We start from the raw sequence: 18,364 nt of genomic DNA on the forward strand, positions 1-18,364 counted from the left end.
GTGACAGCTCTCAGAGATCGTTGTTGCGCGTCACCGTAGTCGACCCGCTCAGCCAGCTCACGATCTCCTCGCCGGCGCGGACTCCGGCGTGTCTGGTCACCGACAGCCCGTGCGGCGCCCAGCCCTGCTCGTGCAGCTCCCCGTGAGCCGGCCGGATGGCCCGGTCGGCGAAGCCGAGGATGCCGCGGTCGAGCAGCGAGTCGCCCGCCGCGAGCACCGTGGTGGCGCCGGTACGGCGTGCCAGCTCGGCGAGCGCGGCCTCCTTGGTGAGCCCGCGCGGGATGGCGTAGGCCTTGCGTCCCTGGACCGACACCACCCAGCCGAGCTGCTCGGCGACGGCCGCCAGCTCGGCGTACCAGGCCGGGTCGACCTCGGCGGGCTCGAAGACGGCGTAGACGAAGCGCTGCTCGGCGTCGCGGATCTTGCGCACCCAGGGCCGGTCCAGGACCGGCCCGAGGGCCGCCGCCGCCTGCGCGAACGAGGCGTCGGCGGCGAGGTTGGCCGCCACCTGGGCCTCCCACCGCGGGCAGGGGCGTCCCTCGTCGAGGATCACCGCCCCGTTGGTGGTGACGGCGTGGCGCGCCTGGACCCCGGGGATCCGGATCCGGGAGTACTGCGCCTGGGTGCGGGTGGTGACCGGGACGAAGACGGCGGTGCGACTGAGCTCGGCGAGCTCGGCGACCGCGCCGGCGCTCATGAAGCTGATCGGCGCGCCCTCGAAGACCTCCACGCAGACCGGGTCGGCCGACGGCTCGCCCAGCGCCATCGCGCTGGCCGAGTAGATCAGCGTGCGGTCGAGGTCGGAGGCGACCAGGACGGAGCCGGGGGTGGGGGTGGGGGTGCTCACGAGGAGTCCTTCTCGGTGGGACGGATCAGGCCGACGCAGCTGTAGGGCAGCCCCTCGACGGGGACCACCTCCACCCCGCGCTCGGCGGCCAGCATCTCGACGTGGCGCAGGTCGGCGCGCCGCTCGGGGTTGACCACGACCTTCCACGGCACCCGGCGCAGCAGCACCCGGGTGGTCTCGCCGACCCCGGGCTTGACCAGGTTGATGTGCGGCAGCCCGTGCTCGGCGCGGATCCGCTCGGCGGCCTGCCAGCCCACCCAGGTCGGCGTCCGGTCGGTGTCGAGCAGCCGGCTCGTCTGCGCGGCGACCTCCTCGGCGACCGCGTCGTACTCCGCGCTGACCCGGTCCAGGTAGAGCCCGGAGACGTCCTGGTCGGCCAGCTCGGCGTAGAACTTCGCCCCGTGGAAGTCCTCGGGGCCGATCAGGTCGCGGTTGAGCACCGTGCGGGAGACGAGCCCCGAGACCGTCGAGTTCAGGCACGCCGAGGGGATCAGGAAGTCCTCGCGGGTGCCGTAGAGCTCCACGCACTCGCCGGGGTCGGCGAGCACGGCGAGGTCGCTGTGGAAGCCGCCGCCCTCCCCGGCGCCGCCCAGCCCGAGCTCGGTGTTGGCGGTCTGCACCGCCTCGGCGAACTCCCGGGTGATGGCGCCCTTGCCGGTCCACCCGTCGACGAACAGGATCCGCGCGGGGTCGTAGCGGTCGGCGAGGTGACGCATCGCGACCAGGTCGATGCCGCGGTCGCGCACGATGCTGATCGTGTAGTGCGGCCAGTCCAACCCGCGGCGCGCGGCCCAGCGGCGCATCAGCACGCCGATCGGGGTGCCGGCGCGCGCCAGCGACACCAGCACCAGGTCCTCGCGCCCGCGGGTGGCGACCGCCAGTTCGCTGACCACGCCGACGGCCGTGGCGACCCGCGCCGCGACCTCGTCGAGCTGCTGGTGGAAGAGGCTGCGGTAGGACTCCTCGGGCTGGTACTCCACCGGCAGCGACTCCGCGTAGTGGGCCTCCCCGGCCTGGATGGCCCGCTCCCGGGTCGCGAGATCGGCCTCGAGCCGGACGTGGGAGAGGTCGGTGAGCAGCCAGGTCACCTCCTCGGGCGGGTAGGAGCCGAACTCCGGGCCGTGCAGCTCGCGCGGGCGGCCGGTCAGCACCGGCAGCACCACTGGCCGCACGGCACGCGCGTACGGCGCGAGCTCCGCGAGCAACCCGGCGACGCCGGCCGACCAGGTGGGCGCGTCGAGCACGACGACGATGTCGCTCCAGGGCTGGTCGGCCACGTTGTAGGCGAACCGGGCGCCGGTCTCGGCGTCGCGGTCGTGGGCGCCGAACGCGATCCCCGACCGCACCGCGTACCCGTCCTCGTCACGCACCTGGACCGGCGAGCGGGTGGTGCTGGAGAACCGGACGCTCGCCGTCTCCCGGTGGCGCTGGAGGGCGTCGGCGATCATCAGCGGGGCGTGCATCAGCTCCTCGGTGCCGAGCACCAGCACCCGCTCCCCCACCAGGGCCGCCAGCTCGCCGGCCACCGTGTCGGCCGCCGACTCCAGGGCCGCCTCGTCGCGGGGGGTGAAGCCGTGCCGGCCGCCTTCGCGCACACCGACCGGCCAGCCGCGCAGGGCGGGCGCGGCGGGCGGGCGGGGCTCCGCGGCGACGCCGGGGGCCGGCACGGCAGCGCCGGACACCGGCAGCTGCGCGACCCGCTCGACGGCGTCGCCGGGCACCACGACCTCCCCCGAGGCCAGCGCGACCACGTCGATGCTGACCCCGAGCTCGCCGGCGACGGCCGCCATCCGCTCGCGGTCGGCCTCGCGGCGCACGTCGACCAGCGCGGCGATCAGGTAGGCCCCGCGCGGGTGGAGGGCGTGCAGGGCCCGGATCGTGTTGAGGGCGGTACTCCCCGTGGACAGCTCGTCGTCGACGAGGATCACCGGCCCGGCGGACCGCAGCAGCTGCGGGTCGTCGGGCAGCACCAGGTGCTCGGTGGCGTGGGAGTGCGCCTCCTCGAAGTCCAGCGCCGGCAGGTGGCCGGTGACGTGGCGACGGGTGGAGTGGATCACCGGCAGCCGCAGCGCCCGGGCCACCAGGTGCCCCAGCCCGGTGGCGGTCTCGGCGTAGCCGAACACCAGCCCCGGCTCGGGCACCGCTGCGGCGGGGTCGGGCTCGGCGTCGACCTCACCCGCGGCAGCCTCGACCGCCGCCGCGAGCTTGACGACGTCGCCCTGCCCGCGCAGGACGTCGCCCAGCAGGCCGGGCAGCGCGTCGTCGACGTCGGCGCCACGCCCCAGGACGCGGGCGGCGCGCAGCCCCAGCAGCAGGCCGGCTGCCCGGACCACCCGCGGGTCGGTGGGCACGTGCTTGGCCAGCACCCGCGAGACCAGCAGATGCGGCCGCTTGGGGTTGACCCGCAGCGCGAGCCCCACCAGATCCTGCGCCGTCAGCCCCGGCAGCAGCCCGGCGTCGTGCACCCGCACGCCCACCCGCTCCTGCACCCAGTCACCGGTCCAGCTCACAGGGTCACGCTCGCTTCCAGCAGGTCGACGAAGGTGACGTCCTCGCGGGCCACCCCGAACGCGCGTGCCCGCAGCGCGATGCGCTCGGCCCAGGCCGAGTGCGGGCTCGCCTCGTTCATCTTGTTGCCGTACTGCGACGCGGAGACGCCGCCGGCACGGGTGGCGGCCACCACGTCGAGCGCGTCCACGTAATCCTCGTGGCTGACCACCGAGAGCGCGTGCACCGCGGGCACGTGGGTCGGGTGGATCACGGTCTTGCCGGTGATCGCGTTGGCCTGGTCGAGCGCGACCTCGCGCATCAGCCCGTCCAGGCCCTTGCTGATCAGGTTGCGGCGCAGCACCCGCACGGCGTGCGCCGTGAACGGCGTCTCGCGCAGCTGGGGCTTGAAGAGCCGCTCGCGGTTGTCGAAGTGCTCCCAGACCGGGCCGGTGATGATGTGCCCGGTCCCGTCGCGCCGCCCCAGCATGTTCACGATGTCACCGATCACCGCGGCCACCGGCACCACGTCGTACACGGTGATGTCGGGCTGGCGGCGCAGGCCGAGCAGGGAGCTGAGGTCGGTGGCGCCGATGCGGACCGCCAGCACCTCGGCGGGCGAGGCCGCGAGCGCCTCGCGGATGCCCTGCAGCGCGGCGACGCGGGTCTCGAGGTGGAAGACCTCCGGGGACTCGATCACCGGCATCACCCGCAGCGGGCGACCGATCACCTGCGAGGCGGCGGCGACGGCGGTGAGGAAGGGCGCCCCGGTGCCGGCGGTGAACTTGGGGATGACGATCCCGTCCAGGTGCCAGGCCAGGTCGCCCAGTGCGGCGACCAGGCGCTCGACCTGGCCGGGCTCGCGGACGCGCACGAAGACCAGCGGGCGCTCGCGGCCTGAGGCGAAGAGGCTGACCAGCTGCTGGGCCAGGTTCTTCTCGGCGACCTCGACGTCCGCGTCGGCGATGGCGTCCTCGAGGCACAGCACCACCGAGACCACCCCCCGGTGGTAGGCGGTCGGCAGGTCCTGCTCGATGGTCGGGCGGGTGGCCGGCGAGTAGAGCGTGGCCCCCAGGGCGACAGCCAGAAGATCGCGCTCGGTGTCGCGGCTGAACTCTTCGGGAGCGAGGTGGAACAGGCGCTGCGCCGTGTTCTGATCAAGGAAGTCGAAGTGGCGCAAGCGGGGGTCTCCCTGTCCAGTGCATACGGCGTCGGGGTTCCGGCCGTTCGACGAGAATACGTTCGTCCGTCCAACCGCGCAGGCCCTGGCGCGAACGTGTCCGGCGCGCAGTGCCCCGCGTCACGCCCCGTGCTCCCCCGGCCCGGGCCGGGGCGGGGTCACTGCGAGGAGCGGAAGTCGTCTACCAGGCGCCGGACGCGCTCCTGCAGCTGCTCCGCGCGGCGGTGCAGCGCGAGGTAGTCGGGGTGGGTCGGCTCCAGCAGCGACTCCATGGCGATCAGCTCCCGGGCGATCGCGTCGAGCCGGTCGCCCCAGGGCTGGGGCGCCACCTGGCGCCCGCGCATCACCAGGTAGCGGGCATCGCGCACGCTGAACCGGGCCCGCTCGAAGACGGCCTGGGGATCCTTGCGCACCGAGCGCAGCAGCTCCAGCCGCTCGCGCGGTCCGTCGACGAGCGCCTGCGTCTGCTCCAGGGTCTCCTCCAGCCGGGAGAGCGCCTCCAACGCCGCGGTGAGCTCCCCGGCGCGGTGCAGGCGACTCAGCTCCCGCAGCTGCTCGCGAGCGCGGGCGAGCCCGCCCTCGACCTCGCGCTCCTGGTCGGCGATGTCCTGCCAGTTGCCCAGCGAGAACTCGCGGCGCAGGTGGCCCATCGCGTCGGGCACCGAGGCGGCCCGGTTGCCCAGCGCCTCGATCCGGGTGGCGAGCGAAGGGATCCGGGTGGGCAGCGTCGCGGCCCGCTGCGGCAGGTCGGTGGCGAGCCGCTCGGCCTCGGCGGCGAGCCGCTCGACGGTGCGCGCCGGCTCCTCGGCCCGCTCGGGGGTGAGGTGCTCGGCGATCTCGGAGAGCTTGCGCGCGGCGAGCGCCGCGCGGGCCAGGGCCTCGTCGGCGACCGGGAATTCGTGGCCGGCCTCGCGCATCGCCCGCCAGGCCGTCTCCGCCCGCCCGGCCGCCGCGACCGCCTCGTCGACTCTGCGGCGGACCTGCGCCCGGGTCTCGCCCAGGCGGCGCAGCTCGGGCCCGAACCGCTCCAGGTAGCCCTCGAGCTCGTCGGCGAGGTGGCCCAGACGGGGCGTGAGCTCACCGAACGCCCGCGCCGCCTGCTGGATCTGCGGCAGCAGCGACTCCTCGAGGGGGTCGAACCGGTCGAGGGCCTCGAGGTAGGCCAGGATCCCCGCGTGCGCCTCCTCGTCGAGGCGCTCCCAGCCCGGGACGACCCCGGTCGTCCGCGCCCGGTCCGGGAGGAGCGCGGCGTAGGACTTCACGGTCGTGCCGATGTCACGCTGCAGCTGGTCGACGCGGTAGAACTGCTCCTGCAGCTGCGCGCGGGCCTCCTGGGCCGCCGCGAGCGGAGTGGGCGGGAGACGCCGCGATCCCTGTCTCCGCGTCCACTCGTTGCCCATGGCGCTCATCGTACGGAAGCGCTGGGGATGTCGGCGCCCGCTCCTGCGCTCAGTACCCGGCAGGCTCAGCCGATGTTGACGCCGTAGTCGCGGGCGATGCCCGCGAGTCCGCTGGCGTAACCCTGCCCGACCGCGCGGAACTTCCACTCGCCGTTGCGCCGGTAGAGCTCGCCGAAGACCATCGCGGTCTCCAGCGAGGCGTCCTCGGTGAGGTCGTAGCGGGCCAGCTCGCGCGAGTCCTCGGCGTTCACCACGCGGATGAAGGCGTTGACCACCTGCCCGAAGCTCTGACGCCGGGCGTCGGCCTCGTGGATGGACACGCAGAACACGATCCGCTGCACCGAGTGGGGCAGCTGCTCGAGGTCCACCTCGACGACCTCGTCGTCACCCTCGCCCTCACCGGTCAGGTTGTCGCCGGTGTGGCGCACGCTCTGGTCCGGTGAGGTGAGGTTGTTGTAGAAGACGAAGTGTCCGTCGCTGAGCACCTTGCCGTCCGCGCCCACCAGCAGGGCGGAGGCGTCGAGGTCGTAGTCGGCCCCCGTGGTCGAGCGCACGTCCCAGCCGAGGCCGACCGCGAGCCGGCGCAGCACGACTCCCCCGGACTCCTTGGCCAGGGAGACGTTGCCACCCTTCTGCAACGTGACTGCCATGCGCTTCACACCTCCGGGTCGAAAGGGACGGGCGGACCGCTCAGACGCCGACCTTGTGGATCTCTTCGGGGTGCCGCTTGTTGGCCCGGATGCTCCACCCCAGGGAGGCCAGGATGAAGGCGACGCCGATCAGGCCGGTGATGATCTCGGGGATCTCGTACTTCATCGTCACGAAGAGCAGCACCGCCAGGGCGCCGATGGCCCAGTGCGCCCCGTGCTCCAGGTAGCGGAACTCCGACAGGGTGCCCTTGCGGACCAGGAACACCGTCAGCGACCGGACGTACATGGCACCGACACCGAGGCCCAGCGCGATGATGATCGGGTCGGAGGTGATCGCGAACGCGCCGATCACGCCGTCGAAGGAGAAGCTCGCGTCGAGCACCTCGAGGTAGAGGAACATGAAGAACGCGGCCTTGCCGGTGGCCAGCACCAGGCTGCCCGCGGAGCCGTTGGCGACGGGCGCAGCGTTCCCGTCCTCGTCCTCCTCCATCAACCCGGAGCTCGCCGCGAACAGGTCGCCGAGTCCCTTGACCACCAGGTAGGTGAGCAGGCCGAGGATGCCCGCGGCCAGCACGCTGCCGAGGTCCTTGACGTCGAAGCCCCAGCCGATCAGCAGCAGCAGACCCAGCGACAGGATCACCGCGGCACCCTCGAGCGAGCCGAGGCTCGTCATCCGGCGCTCGATCGGCTCCAGCCAGTGGTGGTCCTTCTCCTGGTCGAAGAAGAAGTCCAGGAAGATCATCATCAGGAACATGCCGCCGAAGGCGGCGATCATCGGGTGCGCCTCATGCAGGATGTGGGCGTAGGTCTCCTGCCCCGGGGCGACGTCCTCGCCCTGCATGGCCAGGTCCCAGGCCTCCAGTGGCGCCAGGCCGGCGGTGGCCCAGACCACCACGAACGGGAACACCAACCGCATGCCGAAGACGGCGATCACGATGCCGACGGTGAGGAACATCTTCTGCCAGAACGGCGACATCTTCGCCAGCACCTTGGCGTTGATCACCGCGTTGTCGAAGGAGAGCGAGACCTCGAGGACGATCAGGATGGTGGCAATGGCCATGCCGGTGAGGCCGCCGTACCAGAAGGCAGCGGCGAGGCCGACGATCGTGATGCCGAACGACCAGCCAAAGGTCTTGAGGATCAACTGCATTCCTTGTCAGTGACGAGAGAGGGGGCGCGCAGGTCCACGAGACCCTGCGCCGGGGAAACCCTACCGCCCACCGAAAGGCACGCCGAGCGATCCGAGCATCTCCTCGCCGCCGTCCAACGCAGTCAGCACCCAGGTGCCGGTGGGGGTGAGGGTCATGGTGTGCTCGAAGTGCGCGGCCCACGAGCCGTCGGTGGTGACGACCGTCCAGTCGTCGTCGAGCAGGTCCGTCTCGTTGGTGCCGAGGGTGATCATCGGCTCCACGGCGAGAGCCAGTCCCTCGACGAGCTTGGGGCCGCGACCGGGGCGCCCGTAGTTCGGGACGTTCGGCGGCAGGTGCATCTCGGAGCCGATGCCGTGCCCGACGTAGTCCTCCAGGATCCCGTAGCTGCCGCGCGAGCGCACGTGGGACTCGACGGCGTGGGAGATGTCGGTGACTCGTCCGCCCAGCCTGGCCGCGGCGATGCCGCGCCACAGTGCCTGCTCGGTGACCTCCATCAGCTCGATCACCTCGGGGCCGACCTCTCCCACCGCCACCGTGATCGCGGCGTCACCGTGCCAGCCGTCGACGATGGCGCCGCAGTCGATGGAGATCACGTCGCCCTCGGCCAGCACCCGGGCGTCCGGGATGCCGTGCACGACCACGTCGTTGACCGAGGTGCAGATCGATGCGGGGAACCCGTGGTAGCCCTTGAACGACGGCGTCGCACCCGACGAGCGGATGTTGTCCTCGGCGATGGCGTCGAGCTCTGCGGTGCTGACCCCCGCCTTCGCCGAGCGACGCATCAGCTCGAGGGTCTCCCCCACCACGAGGCCGGCGCGACGCATCACGTCGATCTGCTCGGCGCTCTTGATCTCCACCCCGCGGTCGCGGAAGCCCATCGCCGCCAGCGCCCTAGGAGCCGAGCGCGTCGAGCGAGGCGAAGATGCGGCCGGTGACGTCGTCGACCTCGCCGATCCCGTCGACACGGACCAGCAGCCCGCGCGCGTCGTAGACCTCGATCAGGGGGGCGGTCTGCTTCTGGTAGATCGCCTGCCGGTGGCGCACGACCTCCTCGGTGTCGTCCGCACGCCCCTCGATGTGGGCGCGCTGCAGCAGCCGCTGCACGAGGTGCTCGTCGTCGACGGTCAGCACCAGGACCGCGTCGAGCTCGACGCCGGCGGCGCTGAGCATGCCGTCCAGCTCGTCGACCTGCGACAGCGTGCGCGGGTAGCCGTCGAGCAGGAAGCCCGGCTTGGTGTCGTCCTCGTCCAGTCGGGCGCGCACCATCGCGTTGGTGACCTCGTCGGGCACGTAGTCGCCGGCGTCCATGTAGCGCTTGGCCTCGACGCCCAGCGGCGTCCCCTCCGTGACGTTGGCACGGAAGATGTCGCCGGTGGAGATGGCGGGGATGCCGTAGCGACCGGCGATGATCTTCGCCTGCGTGCCCTTGCCGGCACCAGGCGGGCCCATGATGATCAGACGCATCAGCGGAGGAACCCTTCGTAGTTGCGCTGCTGGAGCTGGCTCTCGATCTGCTTCACCGTGTCCAGGGCGACGCCGACCATGATCAGGATCGAGGTGCCGCCGAACGGGAAGTTGGCGTTGGCCTCGATCAGCACGAGTGCGATCAGCGGGACCAACGAGATCAGACCGAGGTACAGGGCTCCCGGCAGCGTGATCCGGGACAGGACGTAGGACAGGTAGTCCTCGGTCGGCTTCCCCGCCCGGATCCCGGGGATGAAGCCGCCGTACTTCTTCATGTTGTCTGCGACCTCCGTGGGGTTGAAGGTGATCGAGACGTAGAAGTAGGTGAAGAAGATGATGAGGGCGAAGTAGACCGCCATGTAGTACGGGGAGTCGCCGTTGACGAAGTTGTCCTTCAGCCAGGTCACCACCGGGGAGGTGCTGGAGTCGTTGAACTGCACCGCCATCGAGGGCAGGTAGAGCAGCGACGAGGCGAAGATGACGGGGATGATGCCGGCCTGGTTCACCTTCAGTGGGATGTAGGTGGAGTTCCCACCGAACATCTTGCGGCCCACCATCCGCCGGGCGTACTGCACCGGGATCCGGCGCTGGGCCTGCTCGATGAAGATGACGGCGGCGATGAGGATCAGCCCGATCACCATGACGGCGATGAACGTGAACCAGCCCTGGCCCTTCTGGACCGCCCACAGCGAGGACGGGAAGGTCGCCACGACCTGGGTGAAGATCAGGATCGACATGCCGTTGCCGATGCCGCGCTCGGTGATCTGCTCACCGAGCCACATGATCACCGCGGTGCCGGCGGTCATGGTGATCACCATGACCAGGAAGGTCTGGGTGCCGTCGTCGTGCAGCAGCGGCTGCTCGCACGGCAGAAGCTGGTTGGAGCGGGCCAGCGCGACGATGCCGGTGGCCTGGAGGACGGCCAGGGCCAGCGTCAGGTACCGGGTGTACTGGGTGATCGCCGTCTGCCCCGACTGCCCCTCCTTCTTCAGCGCTTCGAGTCGTGGAATCACCACGACGAGCAGCTGCAGGATGATGCTGGCGGTGATGTAGGGCATGATCCCGAGCGCGAAGATCGTCAGCTGCAGGAGCGCCCCACCGGAGAACAGGTTGATCAGCCCGTAGACACCCTCGCTACTGGTGTTGTCCAGGCAGGTCTGCACGTTGCGCACGTGCACGCCCGGGGCCGGGACCTGGGAGCCGAGTCGGAAGATCACGATGACCCCAAGGACGAACAGCAGCTTGCGCCGCAGGTCCGGGGTTCTGAAAGCGTTGGCGAACGCGCCTAGCACGAGATCCTCTTTCTCCAGGCGAAGTGTGGCTCCAGCAATACGCCGCTGGGCCCGCGGAAGCCTAACAGGCTGGCCCGCATGGCCCACCATGCACGCCGGGGCGCAGCAGGCCGTCCTGTCGGACGGTCCCGCTGCGCCCCGGCGCTGGTGAAGTGCAAGCTCCTCAGAGCACCGTGGTGGTGCCGCCAGCAGCCTCGATCTTCTGCTTGGCCGAGGCGGAGAACGCCTGAGCGCTCACCTGGACGGCCACATCGATGTCGCCCTGGCCGAGAACCTTGACGGGGTGACCGGAGCGCACGGCGCCCCGGGCCACGAGGTCCTCGACGGTGACGGCGCCACCCTCGGGGAAGAGCTCCGTGAGGCGGTCGAGGTTGACCACCTGGAACTCGACCTTGAACGGGTTCTTGAAGCCCTTGAGCTTCGGCAGCCGCATGTGCAGCGGCATCTGGCCACCCTCGAAGGCGGCCGGCACCTGGTAGCGGGCCTTGGAGCCCTTGGTGCCTCGTCCTGAGGTCTTGCCCTTCGAGCCCTCACCACGACCCACGCGGGTCTTGGCGGTCTTGGCCCCGGGGGCAGGACGCAGGTGGTGCAGCTTCAGCGTCATCAGTCGACCTCCTCGACCGTCACAAGGTGACGGACGGTGTGGACCATGCCCCGGATCTCCGGACGGTCCTCCTTGACGACCACGTCGCCAATCCGCTTGAGACCGAGCGTGCGCAGGGTCTCGCGCTGGTTGGCCTTGCAGCCGATCTTGGACTTCTTCTGCTCGACCTTCAGGCGTGCCATCAGCTGGTCACCCCCGCCACGCCCTCGGCGCGCGCCTTGAGCAGCGCGGCCGGGGCGACGTCCTCGACACGCAGGCCGCGACGTGCGGCCACCGCCTCGGGCTCCTCGAGCATCTTGAGGGCCTCGACCGTCGCGTGGACGATGTTGATCTGGTTGGACGAGCCGAGCGACTTGCTCAGAACGTCGTGGATGCCGGCGCACTCGAGCACCGCACGCACCGGGCCACCGGCAATGACACCGGTACCGGGAGCGGCGGGACGGAGCAGGACGACACCCGCGGCCTTCTCACCCTGGACGGGGTGCGGGATGGTGCCCTGGATGCGGGGGACGCGGAAGAAGCTCTTCTTCGCCTCCTCGACACCCTTGGCGATCGCCGCGGGAACTTCCTTCGCCTTGCCGTAGCCGACGCCGACGAGTCCATCGCCATCGCCCACGATCACCAGGGCGGTGAAGCTGAAGCGACGACCACCCTTGACGACCTTGGCGACACGGTTGATCGCGACGACTCGCTCGATGTAGGCGGTCTTGTCGGCAGCCTGGCCGCGACGGTCGTCGCGATTGCCACGCCGCTCGCCACCGGCGCGTCCGCGCTGGGGTCCGCTCATGAGACTGTTCCTCTTCTCTCTCTTGCTGTCTTCGCGATCAGAAGGACAGGCCGCCCTCGCGGGCCCCGTCTGCCAGGGCCGCGATGCGTCCGTGGTACTTGTTGCCGGCCCGGTCGAAGACCACCGACTCCACGCCGTTGGCCTTGGCCCGCGCGGCGACGAGCTCGCCCACCCGCTTGGCCTTGGCCGTCTTGTCCCCGTCGAGGGAGCGCAGGTCGGCCTCCATCGTCGAGGCCGAGACCAGCGTCTTGCCGACCAGGTCGTCGACGACCTGGACGGTGATGTGCTTCGACGACCGGGTGACGACGAGACGCGGACGCTCGGCGGTACCGGAGATCTTCTTGCGTCCACGAACCTGTCGACGCAGGCGCGAGCGGACCCGCGAAGCGGTGTGCTTGTTGTTCTTCAGTGAGATCGCCATGATCACTTACCAGCCTTTCCGACCTTGCGGCGGATCTGCTCGCCGGCGTAACGCACGCCCTTGCCCTTGTAGGGCTCGGGCTTGCGGAGCTTGCGAATGTTCGCGGCGACCTCACCGACGAGCTGCTTGTCGATGCCCTGGACCCCGAGCTTCGTGGGCGACTCCACCGTGAAGGTGATGCCCTGCGGAGCGTCGAAGGTGATCGAGTGCGAGTAACCGAGCTGGAACTCCAGCTGGGTCGGACCCTTGGACAGGACGCGGTAACCCACGCCCACGATCTCGAGCTTCTTCTCGTAGCCCTCGGTCACGCCGGTCACCATGTTGGCGATCAGCGTGCGGGTCAGGCCGTGCAGCGAGCGGCTCTCGCGGTCGTCGTTGGGGCGCTTGACCTCGAGGACGCTGTCCTCGTTGCGCTCCACGACGATCGGGGCGGCCACGGTGTGCGACAAGGTGCCCTTGGGGCCCTTGACGGTCACGGTCTGGTGCGGGCCAGCGTCGATTGCGACGTCGACACCCGACGGGACCGTGATGGGGAGCCTGCCAATACGCGACATGCTGTACGTCTCCTTCTCGGTCTCGTCGTTACCAGACGTAGGCGAGGACTTCCCCACCCACGCCCTTCTTGTTGGCCTGGCGGTCGGTCAGCAGGCCCTGGCTCGTCGAGATGATCGCGACGCCCAGGCCGCCGAGCACCTTCGGGAGACCCGTGTGCTTGGCGTAGACCCGGAGCCCGGGCTTGCTGATCCGGCGAACGCCCGCGATGGAGCGCTCCCGGTTCCGGCCGTACTTGAGGGTGATGGTGAGCGTCTTGCCGACCTCGCCCTCGGCGGGCTCCGTCACGTCGTACGACGTGATGTAGCCCTCCTGCTGCAGGATGTCAGCGACACCCTGCTTGAGCTTGCTGTACGGCATCGACACCACATCGTGGTACGCCTGGTTGGCGTTGCGCAGACGCGTGAGCATGTCTGCGATCGGGTCAGTCATCGTCATGGCCGGATAGGCCCTTTCTCCACCGTGGTTTCGTCCCGCGTGCCGGGAACGACCTTCAGCGATCGTTGTGTTGTTCGGTGATCGAGCCTGTCGAGTTGACTCAGCCGGCTCGAAGAGGTCATTACCAGGAGGACTTGGTGACGCCCGGCAGCTCGCCGCGGTGCGCCATCTCCCGCAGGCAGATACGGCACAGACCGAACTTGCGGTAAACCGCCTTCGGTCGGCCGCAACGCTGGCAGCGGGTGTAACCGCGGACAGCGAACTTCGGCTTGCGGGCGGCCTTGACCTTCAGGGAAGTCTTCGCCATGTCAGTTCTCCTTGAACGGGAAGCCGAGCTGCTTGAGCAGCGCGCGGCCCTCGGCGTCGTTGGTGGCCGTGGTCACGACGGTGATGTCCATACCGCGCGACCGGTCGACCTTGTCCTGGTCGATCTCGTGGAACATGACCTGCTCGGTGAGACCGAAGGTGTAGTTGCCACGGCCGTCGAACTGGGTGCCGCTCAGACCGCGGAAGTCGCGGATGCGCGGCAGGGCCAGCGACAGCAGACGGTCCAGGAACTCCCACATCCGGTCGCCGCGCAGCGTGACGTGCGCACCGATCGGCATGCCCTCGCGCAGCTTGAACTGCGCGATGGACTTGCGAGCCTTGGTGACCTGCGGCTTCTGACCGGTGATCGCGGTCAGGTCCTTGATGGCGCCCTCGATCAGCTTCGAGTCGCGGGCCGCCTCGCCGACACCCATGTTCACGACCACCTTGGTGAGGCCGGGAACCTGCATGACGTTCTTGATGTCGAACTCGGACTGCAGCGCGGGGAGGATCTCCTCGCGGTAGCGGACCTTCAGACGGGGCATCGACGGAGCCTCGGTGGTGTTCGTCGTCATCAGATCTCCTCACCGGTCTTGCGCGAGATGCGCACACTGCGCTGGGCGGTGTAGGTGGACCCGTCGGGGCGACGCTTGGTGACCTCGTCACGGCGGAAGCCGATCCGGGTCACGCCGTCGCCCTCGACCAGCATCACGTTCGACACGTGGATCGGAGCCTCGGTGGTGATGATGCCGCCGGTGTTGCCCGCACCCTGGTTCACGACCTTGGTGTGCTTCTTGATCCGGTTGACACCCTCGACGATGACGCGGTCCTCGTCGCGGAAGACCGCGATGACCTTGCCCTCGGCGCCCTTGTCCTTGCCAGCGATCACCTTGACGGTGTCGCCCTTCTTGATGTTCATGTTCTTACCCATGACTCAGAGCACCTCCGGCGCGAGAGAGATGATCTTCATGAACTTCTTCTCGCGCAGCTCGCGGCCCACGGGGCCGAAGATGCGGGTGCCTCGGGGCTCGCCGTCGTTCTTGAGGATGACGGCGGCGTTCTCGTCGAAGCGGATGTACGAACCGTCCGGGCGGCGACGCTCCTTGACGGTGCGCACGATAACGGCCTTGACGACGTCACCCTTCTTCACGTTGCCGCCGGGGATCGCGTCCTTGACGGTGGCAACGATGACGTCGCCGATACCGGCGTAGCGCCGACCCGAGCCACCGAGAACACGGATGCAAAGGATTTCCTTCGCACCGGTGTTGTCGGCGACCTTGAGTCGCGACTCCTGCTGGATCATCAGTTTCTCCTGGTTGTCGCACCGGTTCTCGCGCTCTCAGCGGAGCGCGAGCCTGGCCGAACTAGTGGGTTTACTTAGCCTTTTCGAGGATCTCGATGACACGCCAGCGCTTGGTGGCCGAGAGCGGACGGGTCTCCATGATCAGGACCCGGTCGCCGATGCCGCACTGGTTCTGCTCGTCGTGCGCCTTGAGCTTGCTGCTGCGACGCAGCACCTTGCCGTAGAGGGCGTGCTTGACACGGTCCTCGACGGAGACGACGACGGTCTTGTCCATCTTGTCGCTGACGACGAGGCCCTCGCGGACCTTGCGGGCCGAGCGCTCGCTGGTGGTGATCTCGGTCTGCTCGCTCATGCGGCGCCGCCTTCCTGGGCATCCGTGCTGGTGCCCGGGGTGGACCGGATGCCGAGCTCGCGCTCACGCACCACGGTGTAGATCCGGGCGATGTCCTTCTTGACCGTCCGCAGACGGCCGTTGCTCTCCAGCTGGCCGGTGGCGGCCTGGAAGCGCAGGTTGAACAGCTCCTCCTTGGCCTCACGCAGCTTGGCCTCGAGGTCGACGTTCGTAAGCTCGTCGAGTTCGTGTGCGGTTGTAGCCATCAGAATTCACCTGCCTCGCGGGAGACGAAGCGGCACTTCATCGGGAGCTTGTGCATCGCGCGGCGCATGGCCTCGCGGGCGACTTCCTCCGAAACACCGGAAAGTTCGAACATGACGCGGCCGGGCTTCACGTTGGCGATCCACCACTCCGGGGAGCCCTTACCCGAACCCATGCGGGTCTCGGCGGGCTTCTTGGTCAGCGGACGGTCCGGGTAGATGTTGATCCACACCTTTCCGCCTCGCTTGATGTGGCGGGTCATCGCGATACGCGCCGACTCGATCTGGCGGTTGGTCACGTAGTGGCCCTCGACCGCCTGGATGCCGAAGTCGCCGAAGGCGATCTTCGTGCCACCCTTGGCCGCACCGGTCCGCTTGGGGTGGTGCTGCTTGCGGTGCTTGACACGACGGGGCATCAGCATGACGGTCAGCCCTCCTGCCCGGCGGGTGCCGGGGTCTCAGCAGCAACCGGGGCCGCAGCCTCGGGTGCCGCGGTGCTCTCGGCGGGGGCGCCGTCGCGACCCGAACGGGTCGGACGGTCGGCGCGCGAACCGCGGTTCGGACGCTCGCCGCCGCGGGCCGGCGGACGGCCACGGCCGGGCGCACCGGCCCGGGCAGCAGCCTGGGCCTCGCGCTCGGCGCGGGTGCCCGCAACCTCGCCCTTGTAGATCCAGACCTTCACGCCGATGCGGCCGAAGGTCGTCTTGGCCTCGTAGAAGCCGTAGTCGATGTCCGCACGCAGGGTGTGCAGCGGGACGCGACCCTCGCGGTAGAACTCCGTGCGCGACATCTCGGCACCGTTCAGACGACCCGAGCACTGGATCCGGATGCCCTTGGCACCCGAGCGCATCGAGGTCTGGATGGCCTTCTTCATCGCACGACGGAACTGCACGCGACCAGAGAGCTGCTCGGCGACGCCCTGGGCGACCAGCTGCGCGTCGACCTCGGGGTTCTTGACCTCGAGGATGTTCAGCTGCACCTGCTTGCCGGTGAGCTTCTCGAGCTCGCCACGGATCCGGTCGGCCTCGGCGCCACGGCGACCGATCACGATGCCGGGACGCGCGGTGTGGATGTCCACACGGACGCGGTCACGGGTGCGCTCGATCTCGACCTTGGCGATGCCGGCGCGCTCCATGCCCTTGGACAGGAGCTTGCGGATCGCCACGTCCTCGCCGACGTAGGCCTTGTACAGCTTCTCGGCGTACCAGCGGCTCTTGTGGTCGGTAGAGATACCGAGGCGGAAGCCGTTCGGGTTGATCTTCTGCCCCATCAGGCAGTCCGTCCCTTCTTCTTCGCCTGCTTGTTCACCGCGAGCACATCGGCCGGCTGAACCGCCAGCGTGATGTGGCTCGTGCGCTTGTTGATCCGCGTGGCGCGGCCCTGCGCACGCGGGCGCCAGCGCTTCATCGTCGGGCCCTCGTCGACGCGGGCGACGGAGACGACCAGGTTGCCGGCGTCGAGACCCTCAGTGGTCTCGGCGTTGGCAACGGCGCTCTCCAGCACCTTGTAGACGGTCTCGGACGCGGCCTGCGGTGCGAACTGCAGCAGCGCGAGGGCGTCCTCGACGGGCAGACCGCGGACCATGTCGACGACACGGCGGGCCTTCATCGGCGTGATCCGCACGAAGCGGGCGCTCGCGAAGGAGCCCGGCTGGTCGCCGAGCAGCGACTCGCGGCGGGCGCTGGTGCGCCTGCGCTCAGTAACGCTCATTGCTCGTAATCTCCAGTTTCTGGTCCCACCGCGTCAGCGGCGGCGACCCTTCCGGTCTTCCTTCACGTGCCCGCGGTAGGTGCGGGTGGGGGCGAACTCGCCCAGCTTGTGGCCGACCATCGAGTCGGTCACGAAGACGGGGACGTGCTTACGCCCGTCGTGCACGGCGATCGTGTGACCGATCATGTCCGGCACGATCATGGAGCGACGCGACCACGTCTTGATGACGTTGTGCGAGCCCTTGTCGTTCTCGGCATCCACCTTCTTCATGAGGTGGCCGTCCACGAAGGGACCCTTCTTCAGGCTGCGAGGCATCTCTCAGGTCCCTTCTCAGCGCTTCTTGCCGGACTTGCGGCGACGGATGATCTGCGAGTCGCTGGCCTTGCGCTTGCGCGTACGGCCCTCGGCCTTGCCCCAGGGCGAGACCGGGTGGCGACCACCGGAGGTCTTGCCCTCACCGCCACCGTGCGGGTGGTCGACCGGGTTCATGACGACACCGCGGACGGTCGGGCGCTTGCCCTTCCAGCGCATGCGGCCGGCCTTGCCCCAGTTGATGTTGGACTGCTCGGCGTTGCCGACCTCGCCGATGGTGGCGCGGCAGCGCACGTCGACGAAGCGCATCTCGCCCGACGGCAGACGCAGCGTGGCGCGGCTACCCTCACGGGCAACCAGCTGGGCGCTGATACCGGCGGAGCGGGCCATCTTGGCACCGCCGCCGGGACGCAGCTCCACGCAGTGGATCGTCGTACCGACCGGGATGTTGCGCAGCGGCAGGTTGTTGCCGGGCTTGATGTCGGCGTTGGGGCCGGACTCCACGGCGGTGCCCTGGGTCAGGTCCTTCGGCGCGATGATGTAGCGCTTCTCACCGTCGATGTAGTGCAGCAGCGCGATACGGGCGGTGCGGTTGGGGTCGTACTCGATGTGAGCGACCTTGGCCGGCACGCCGTCCTTGTCGTAGCGGCGGAAGTCGATGATGCGGTAGGCGCGCTTGTGGCCGCCACCCTGGTGCCGCGTGGTGATCCGGCCCTGGTTGTTGCGGCCGCCCTTCTTGGGCAGCGGACGCGTCAGCGACTTCTCCGGCGTGGTCCGGGTGATCTCGACGAAGTCGGCGACCGACGAGCCACGACGGCCCGGGGTAGTCGGCTTGTACTTACGGATAGCCATTAGTCAGATGTCCT

26 protein-coding genes are annotated in these 18,364 nt (G+C 69.5%); all 26 read right to left on the minus strand.

Annotated features, from left to right (window positions below):
- Positions 1 to 10: 10 nt before the first annotated feature.
- The 26 genes from AC6EH9_RS15650 to rplB all read right to left on the minus strand — a co-directional run bounded on the left by AC6EH9_RS15650 (position 11) and on the right by rplB (position 18,350).
- On the minus strand, positions 11 to 847 hold the full coding sequence (locus AC6EH9_RS15650; RefSeq protein ID WP_498424393.1) for an HAD family hydrolase: 837 nt from the start codon (positions 845 to 847) through the stop codon (positions 11 to 13).
- Complete coding sequence (locus AC6EH9_RS15655; protein ID WP_498424395.1) at positions 844 to 3,357, minus strand: phosphoribosyltransferase; 2,514 nt, start codon at positions 3,355 to 3,357, stop codon at positions 844 to 846. The genes AC6EH9_RS15650 and AC6EH9_RS15655 overlap by 4 nt, the downstream gene beginning before the upstream one ends.
- Positions 3,354 to 4,514, minus strand: a complete 1,161-nt coding sequence (locus AC6EH9_RS15660; protein WP_498424396.1) for an HpcH/HpaI aldolase/citrate lyase family protein — start codon at positions 4,512 to 4,514, stop codon at positions 3,354 to 3,356. Before AC6EH9_RS15660 ends, AC6EH9_RS15655 begins: the two co-directional genes overlap by 4 nt.
- 158 nt (positions 4,515 to 4,672) lie before the next feature.
- Entirely contained in the window at positions 4,673 to 5,914 is a 1,242-nt protein-coding gene (locus tag AC6EH9_RS15665) for a hypothetical protein (protein ID WP_498424397.1), read from the minus strand.
- A gap of 65 nt (positions 5,915 to 5,979) precedes the next feature.
- Positions 5,980 to 6,564, minus strand: coding sequence for a TerD family protein (locus AC6EH9_RS15670; RefSeq protein ID WP_498424398.1), 585 nt, complete (start codon positions 6,562 to 6,564; stop codon positions 5,980 to 5,982).
- A gap of 40 nt (positions 6,565 to 6,604) precedes the next feature.
- A complete protein-coding gene (locus tag AC6EH9_RS15675; RefSeq protein ID WP_498424399.1) occupies positions 6,605 to 7,708 on the minus strand; it encodes a DUF475 domain-containing protein in 1,104 nt (367 codons plus the stop codon).
- Between the two features lie 66 nt (positions 7,709 to 7,774).
- Positions 7,775 to 8,593: a type I methionyl aminopeptidase gene (map, locus tag AC6EH9_RS15680; protein WP_498424400.1), complete on the minus strand. Its 819-nt coding sequence runs from the start codon at positions 8,591 to 8,593 to the stop codon at positions 7,775 to 7,777.
- Positions 8,594 to 8,606: 13 nt separating this feature from the next.
- Positions 8,607 to 9,179, minus strand: coding sequence for an adenylate kinase (locus tag AC6EH9_RS15685; protein WP_498424401.1), 573 nt, complete (start codon positions 9,177 to 9,179; stop codon positions 8,607 to 8,609).
- Entirely contained in the window at positions 9,179 to 10,471 is a 1,293-nt protein-coding gene (gene secY / locus AC6EH9_RS15690) for a preprotein translocase subunit SecY (RefSeq protein ID WP_498424402.1), read from the minus strand. Before secY ends, AC6EH9_RS15685 begins: the two co-directional genes overlap by 1 nt.
- Positions 10,472 to 10,634: 163 nt before the next feature.
- Positions 10,635 to 11,075 carry a 50S ribosomal protein L15 gene (rplO, locus tag AC6EH9_RS15695; RefSeq protein ID WP_498424403.1) on the minus strand — a complete coding sequence of 147 codons (441 nt, stop codon included), beginning with the start codon at positions 11,073 to 11,075 and terminating at the stop codon, positions 10,635 to 10,637.
- Positions 11,075 to 11,257, minus strand: coding sequence for a 50S ribosomal protein L30 (rpmD, locus tag AC6EH9_RS15700; protein ID WP_460800328.1), 183 nt, complete (start codon positions 11,255 to 11,257; stop codon positions 11,075 to 11,077). Before rpmD ends, rplO begins: the two co-directional genes overlap by 1 nt.
- On the minus strand, positions 11,257 to 11,862 hold the full coding sequence (gene rpsE, locus AC6EH9_RS15705) for a 30S ribosomal protein S5 (RefSeq protein ID WP_498424404.1): 606 nt from the start codon (positions 11,860 to 11,862) through the stop codon (positions 11,257 to 11,259). Before rpsE ends, rpmD begins: the two co-directional genes overlap by 1 nt.
- A 37-nt stretch (positions 11,863 to 11,899) precedes the next feature.
- Positions 11,900 to 12,283, minus strand: a complete 384-nt coding sequence (rplR, locus tag AC6EH9_RS15710) for a 50S ribosomal protein L18 (RefSeq protein ID WP_498424405.1) — start codon at positions 12,281 to 12,283, stop codon at positions 11,900 to 11,902.
- A 2-nt stretch (positions 12,284 to 12,285) separates the two neighbouring features.
- Positions 12,286 to 12,837: a 50S ribosomal protein L6 gene (rplF, locus tag AC6EH9_RS15715; protein WP_498424407.1), complete on the minus strand. Its 552-nt coding sequence runs from the start codon at positions 12,835 to 12,837 to the stop codon at positions 12,286 to 12,288.
- Positions 12,838 to 12,865: 28 nt separating this feature from the next.
- Entirely contained in the window at positions 12,866 to 13,273 is a 408-nt protein-coding gene (gene rpsH, locus AC6EH9_RS15720) for a 30S ribosomal protein S8 (RefSeq protein WP_498424408.1), read from the minus strand.
- A 121-nt stretch (positions 13,274 to 13,394) separates the two neighbouring features.
- Entirely contained in the window at positions 13,395 to 13,580 is a 186-nt protein-coding gene (locus AC6EH9_RS15725; protein WP_010831721.1) for a type Z 30S ribosomal protein S14, read from the minus strand.
- A gap of 1 nt (position 13,581) precedes the next feature.
- Complete coding sequence (gene rplE / locus AC6EH9_RS15730) at positions 13,582 to 14,154, minus strand: 50S ribosomal protein L5 (protein ID WP_498424409.1); 573 nt, start codon at positions 14,152 to 14,154, stop codon at positions 13,582 to 13,584.
- Positions 14,154 to 14,510, minus strand: coding sequence for a 50S ribosomal protein L24 (rplX, locus tag AC6EH9_RS15735; protein ID WP_498424411.1), 357 nt, complete (start codon positions 14,508 to 14,510; stop codon positions 14,154 to 14,156). Before rplX ends, rplE begins: the two co-directional genes overlap by 1 nt.
- Before the next feature lie 3 nt (positions 14,511 to 14,513).
- Complete coding sequence (rplN, locus tag AC6EH9_RS15740; protein ID WP_017932847.1) at positions 14,514 to 14,882, minus strand: 50S ribosomal protein L14; 369 nt, start codon at positions 14,880 to 14,882, stop codon at positions 14,514 to 14,516.
- A 70-nt stretch (positions 14,883 to 14,952) separates the two neighbouring features.
- Positions 14,953 to 15,234 carry a 30S ribosomal protein S17 gene (gene rpsQ, locus AC6EH9_RS15745; RefSeq protein ID WP_498424412.1) on the minus strand — a complete coding sequence of 94 codons (282 nt, stop codon included), beginning with the start codon at positions 15,232 to 15,234 and terminating at the stop codon, positions 14,953 to 14,955.
- On the minus strand, positions 15,231 to 15,482 hold the full coding sequence (gene rpmC, locus AC6EH9_RS15750; RefSeq protein WP_498424505.1) for a 50S ribosomal protein L29: 252 nt from the start codon (positions 15,480 to 15,482) through the stop codon (positions 15,231 to 15,233). Before rpmC ends, rpsQ begins: the two co-directional genes overlap by 4 nt.
- Positions 15,479 to 15,898: a 50S ribosomal protein L16 gene (gene rplP, locus AC6EH9_RS15755; protein WP_498424413.1), complete on the minus strand. Its 420-nt coding sequence runs from the start codon at positions 15,896 to 15,898 to the stop codon at positions 15,479 to 15,481. The genes rpmC and rplP overlap by 4 nt, the downstream gene beginning before the upstream one ends.
- A 5-nt stretch (positions 15,899 to 15,903) precedes the next feature.
- The gene (gene rpsC / locus AC6EH9_RS15760) at positions 15,904 to 16,746 is read right to left on the minus strand and encodes a 30S ribosomal protein S3 (protein WP_498424414.1); all 843 of its coding nucleotides are present in this window, start codon (positions 16,744 to 16,746) and stop codon (positions 15,904 to 15,906) included.
- Positions 16,746 to 17,186: a 50S ribosomal protein L22 gene (rplV, locus tag AC6EH9_RS15765; protein WP_498424415.1), complete on the minus strand. Its 441-nt coding sequence runs from the start codon at positions 17,184 to 17,186 to the stop codon at positions 16,746 to 16,748. Before rplV ends, rpsC begins: the two co-directional genes overlap by 1 nt.
- A gap of 33 nt (positions 17,187 to 17,219) precedes the next feature.
- The gene (rpsS, locus tag AC6EH9_RS15770) at positions 17,220 to 17,501 is read right to left on the minus strand and encodes a 30S ribosomal protein S19 (RefSeq protein WP_498424416.1); all 282 of its coding nucleotides are present in this window, start codon (positions 17,499 to 17,501) and stop codon (positions 17,220 to 17,222) included.
- 15 nt (positions 17,502 to 17,516) lie between these two features.
- Positions 17,517 to 18,350: a 50S ribosomal protein L2 gene (gene rplB / locus AC6EH9_RS15775; RefSeq protein WP_498424418.1), complete on the minus strand. Its 834-nt coding sequence runs from the start codon at positions 18,348 to 18,350 to the stop codon at positions 17,517 to 17,519.
- Positions 18,351 to 18,364: the final 14 nt, after the last annotated feature.

This window comes from Nocardioides sp. Z21_20 (assembly GCF_059766585.1).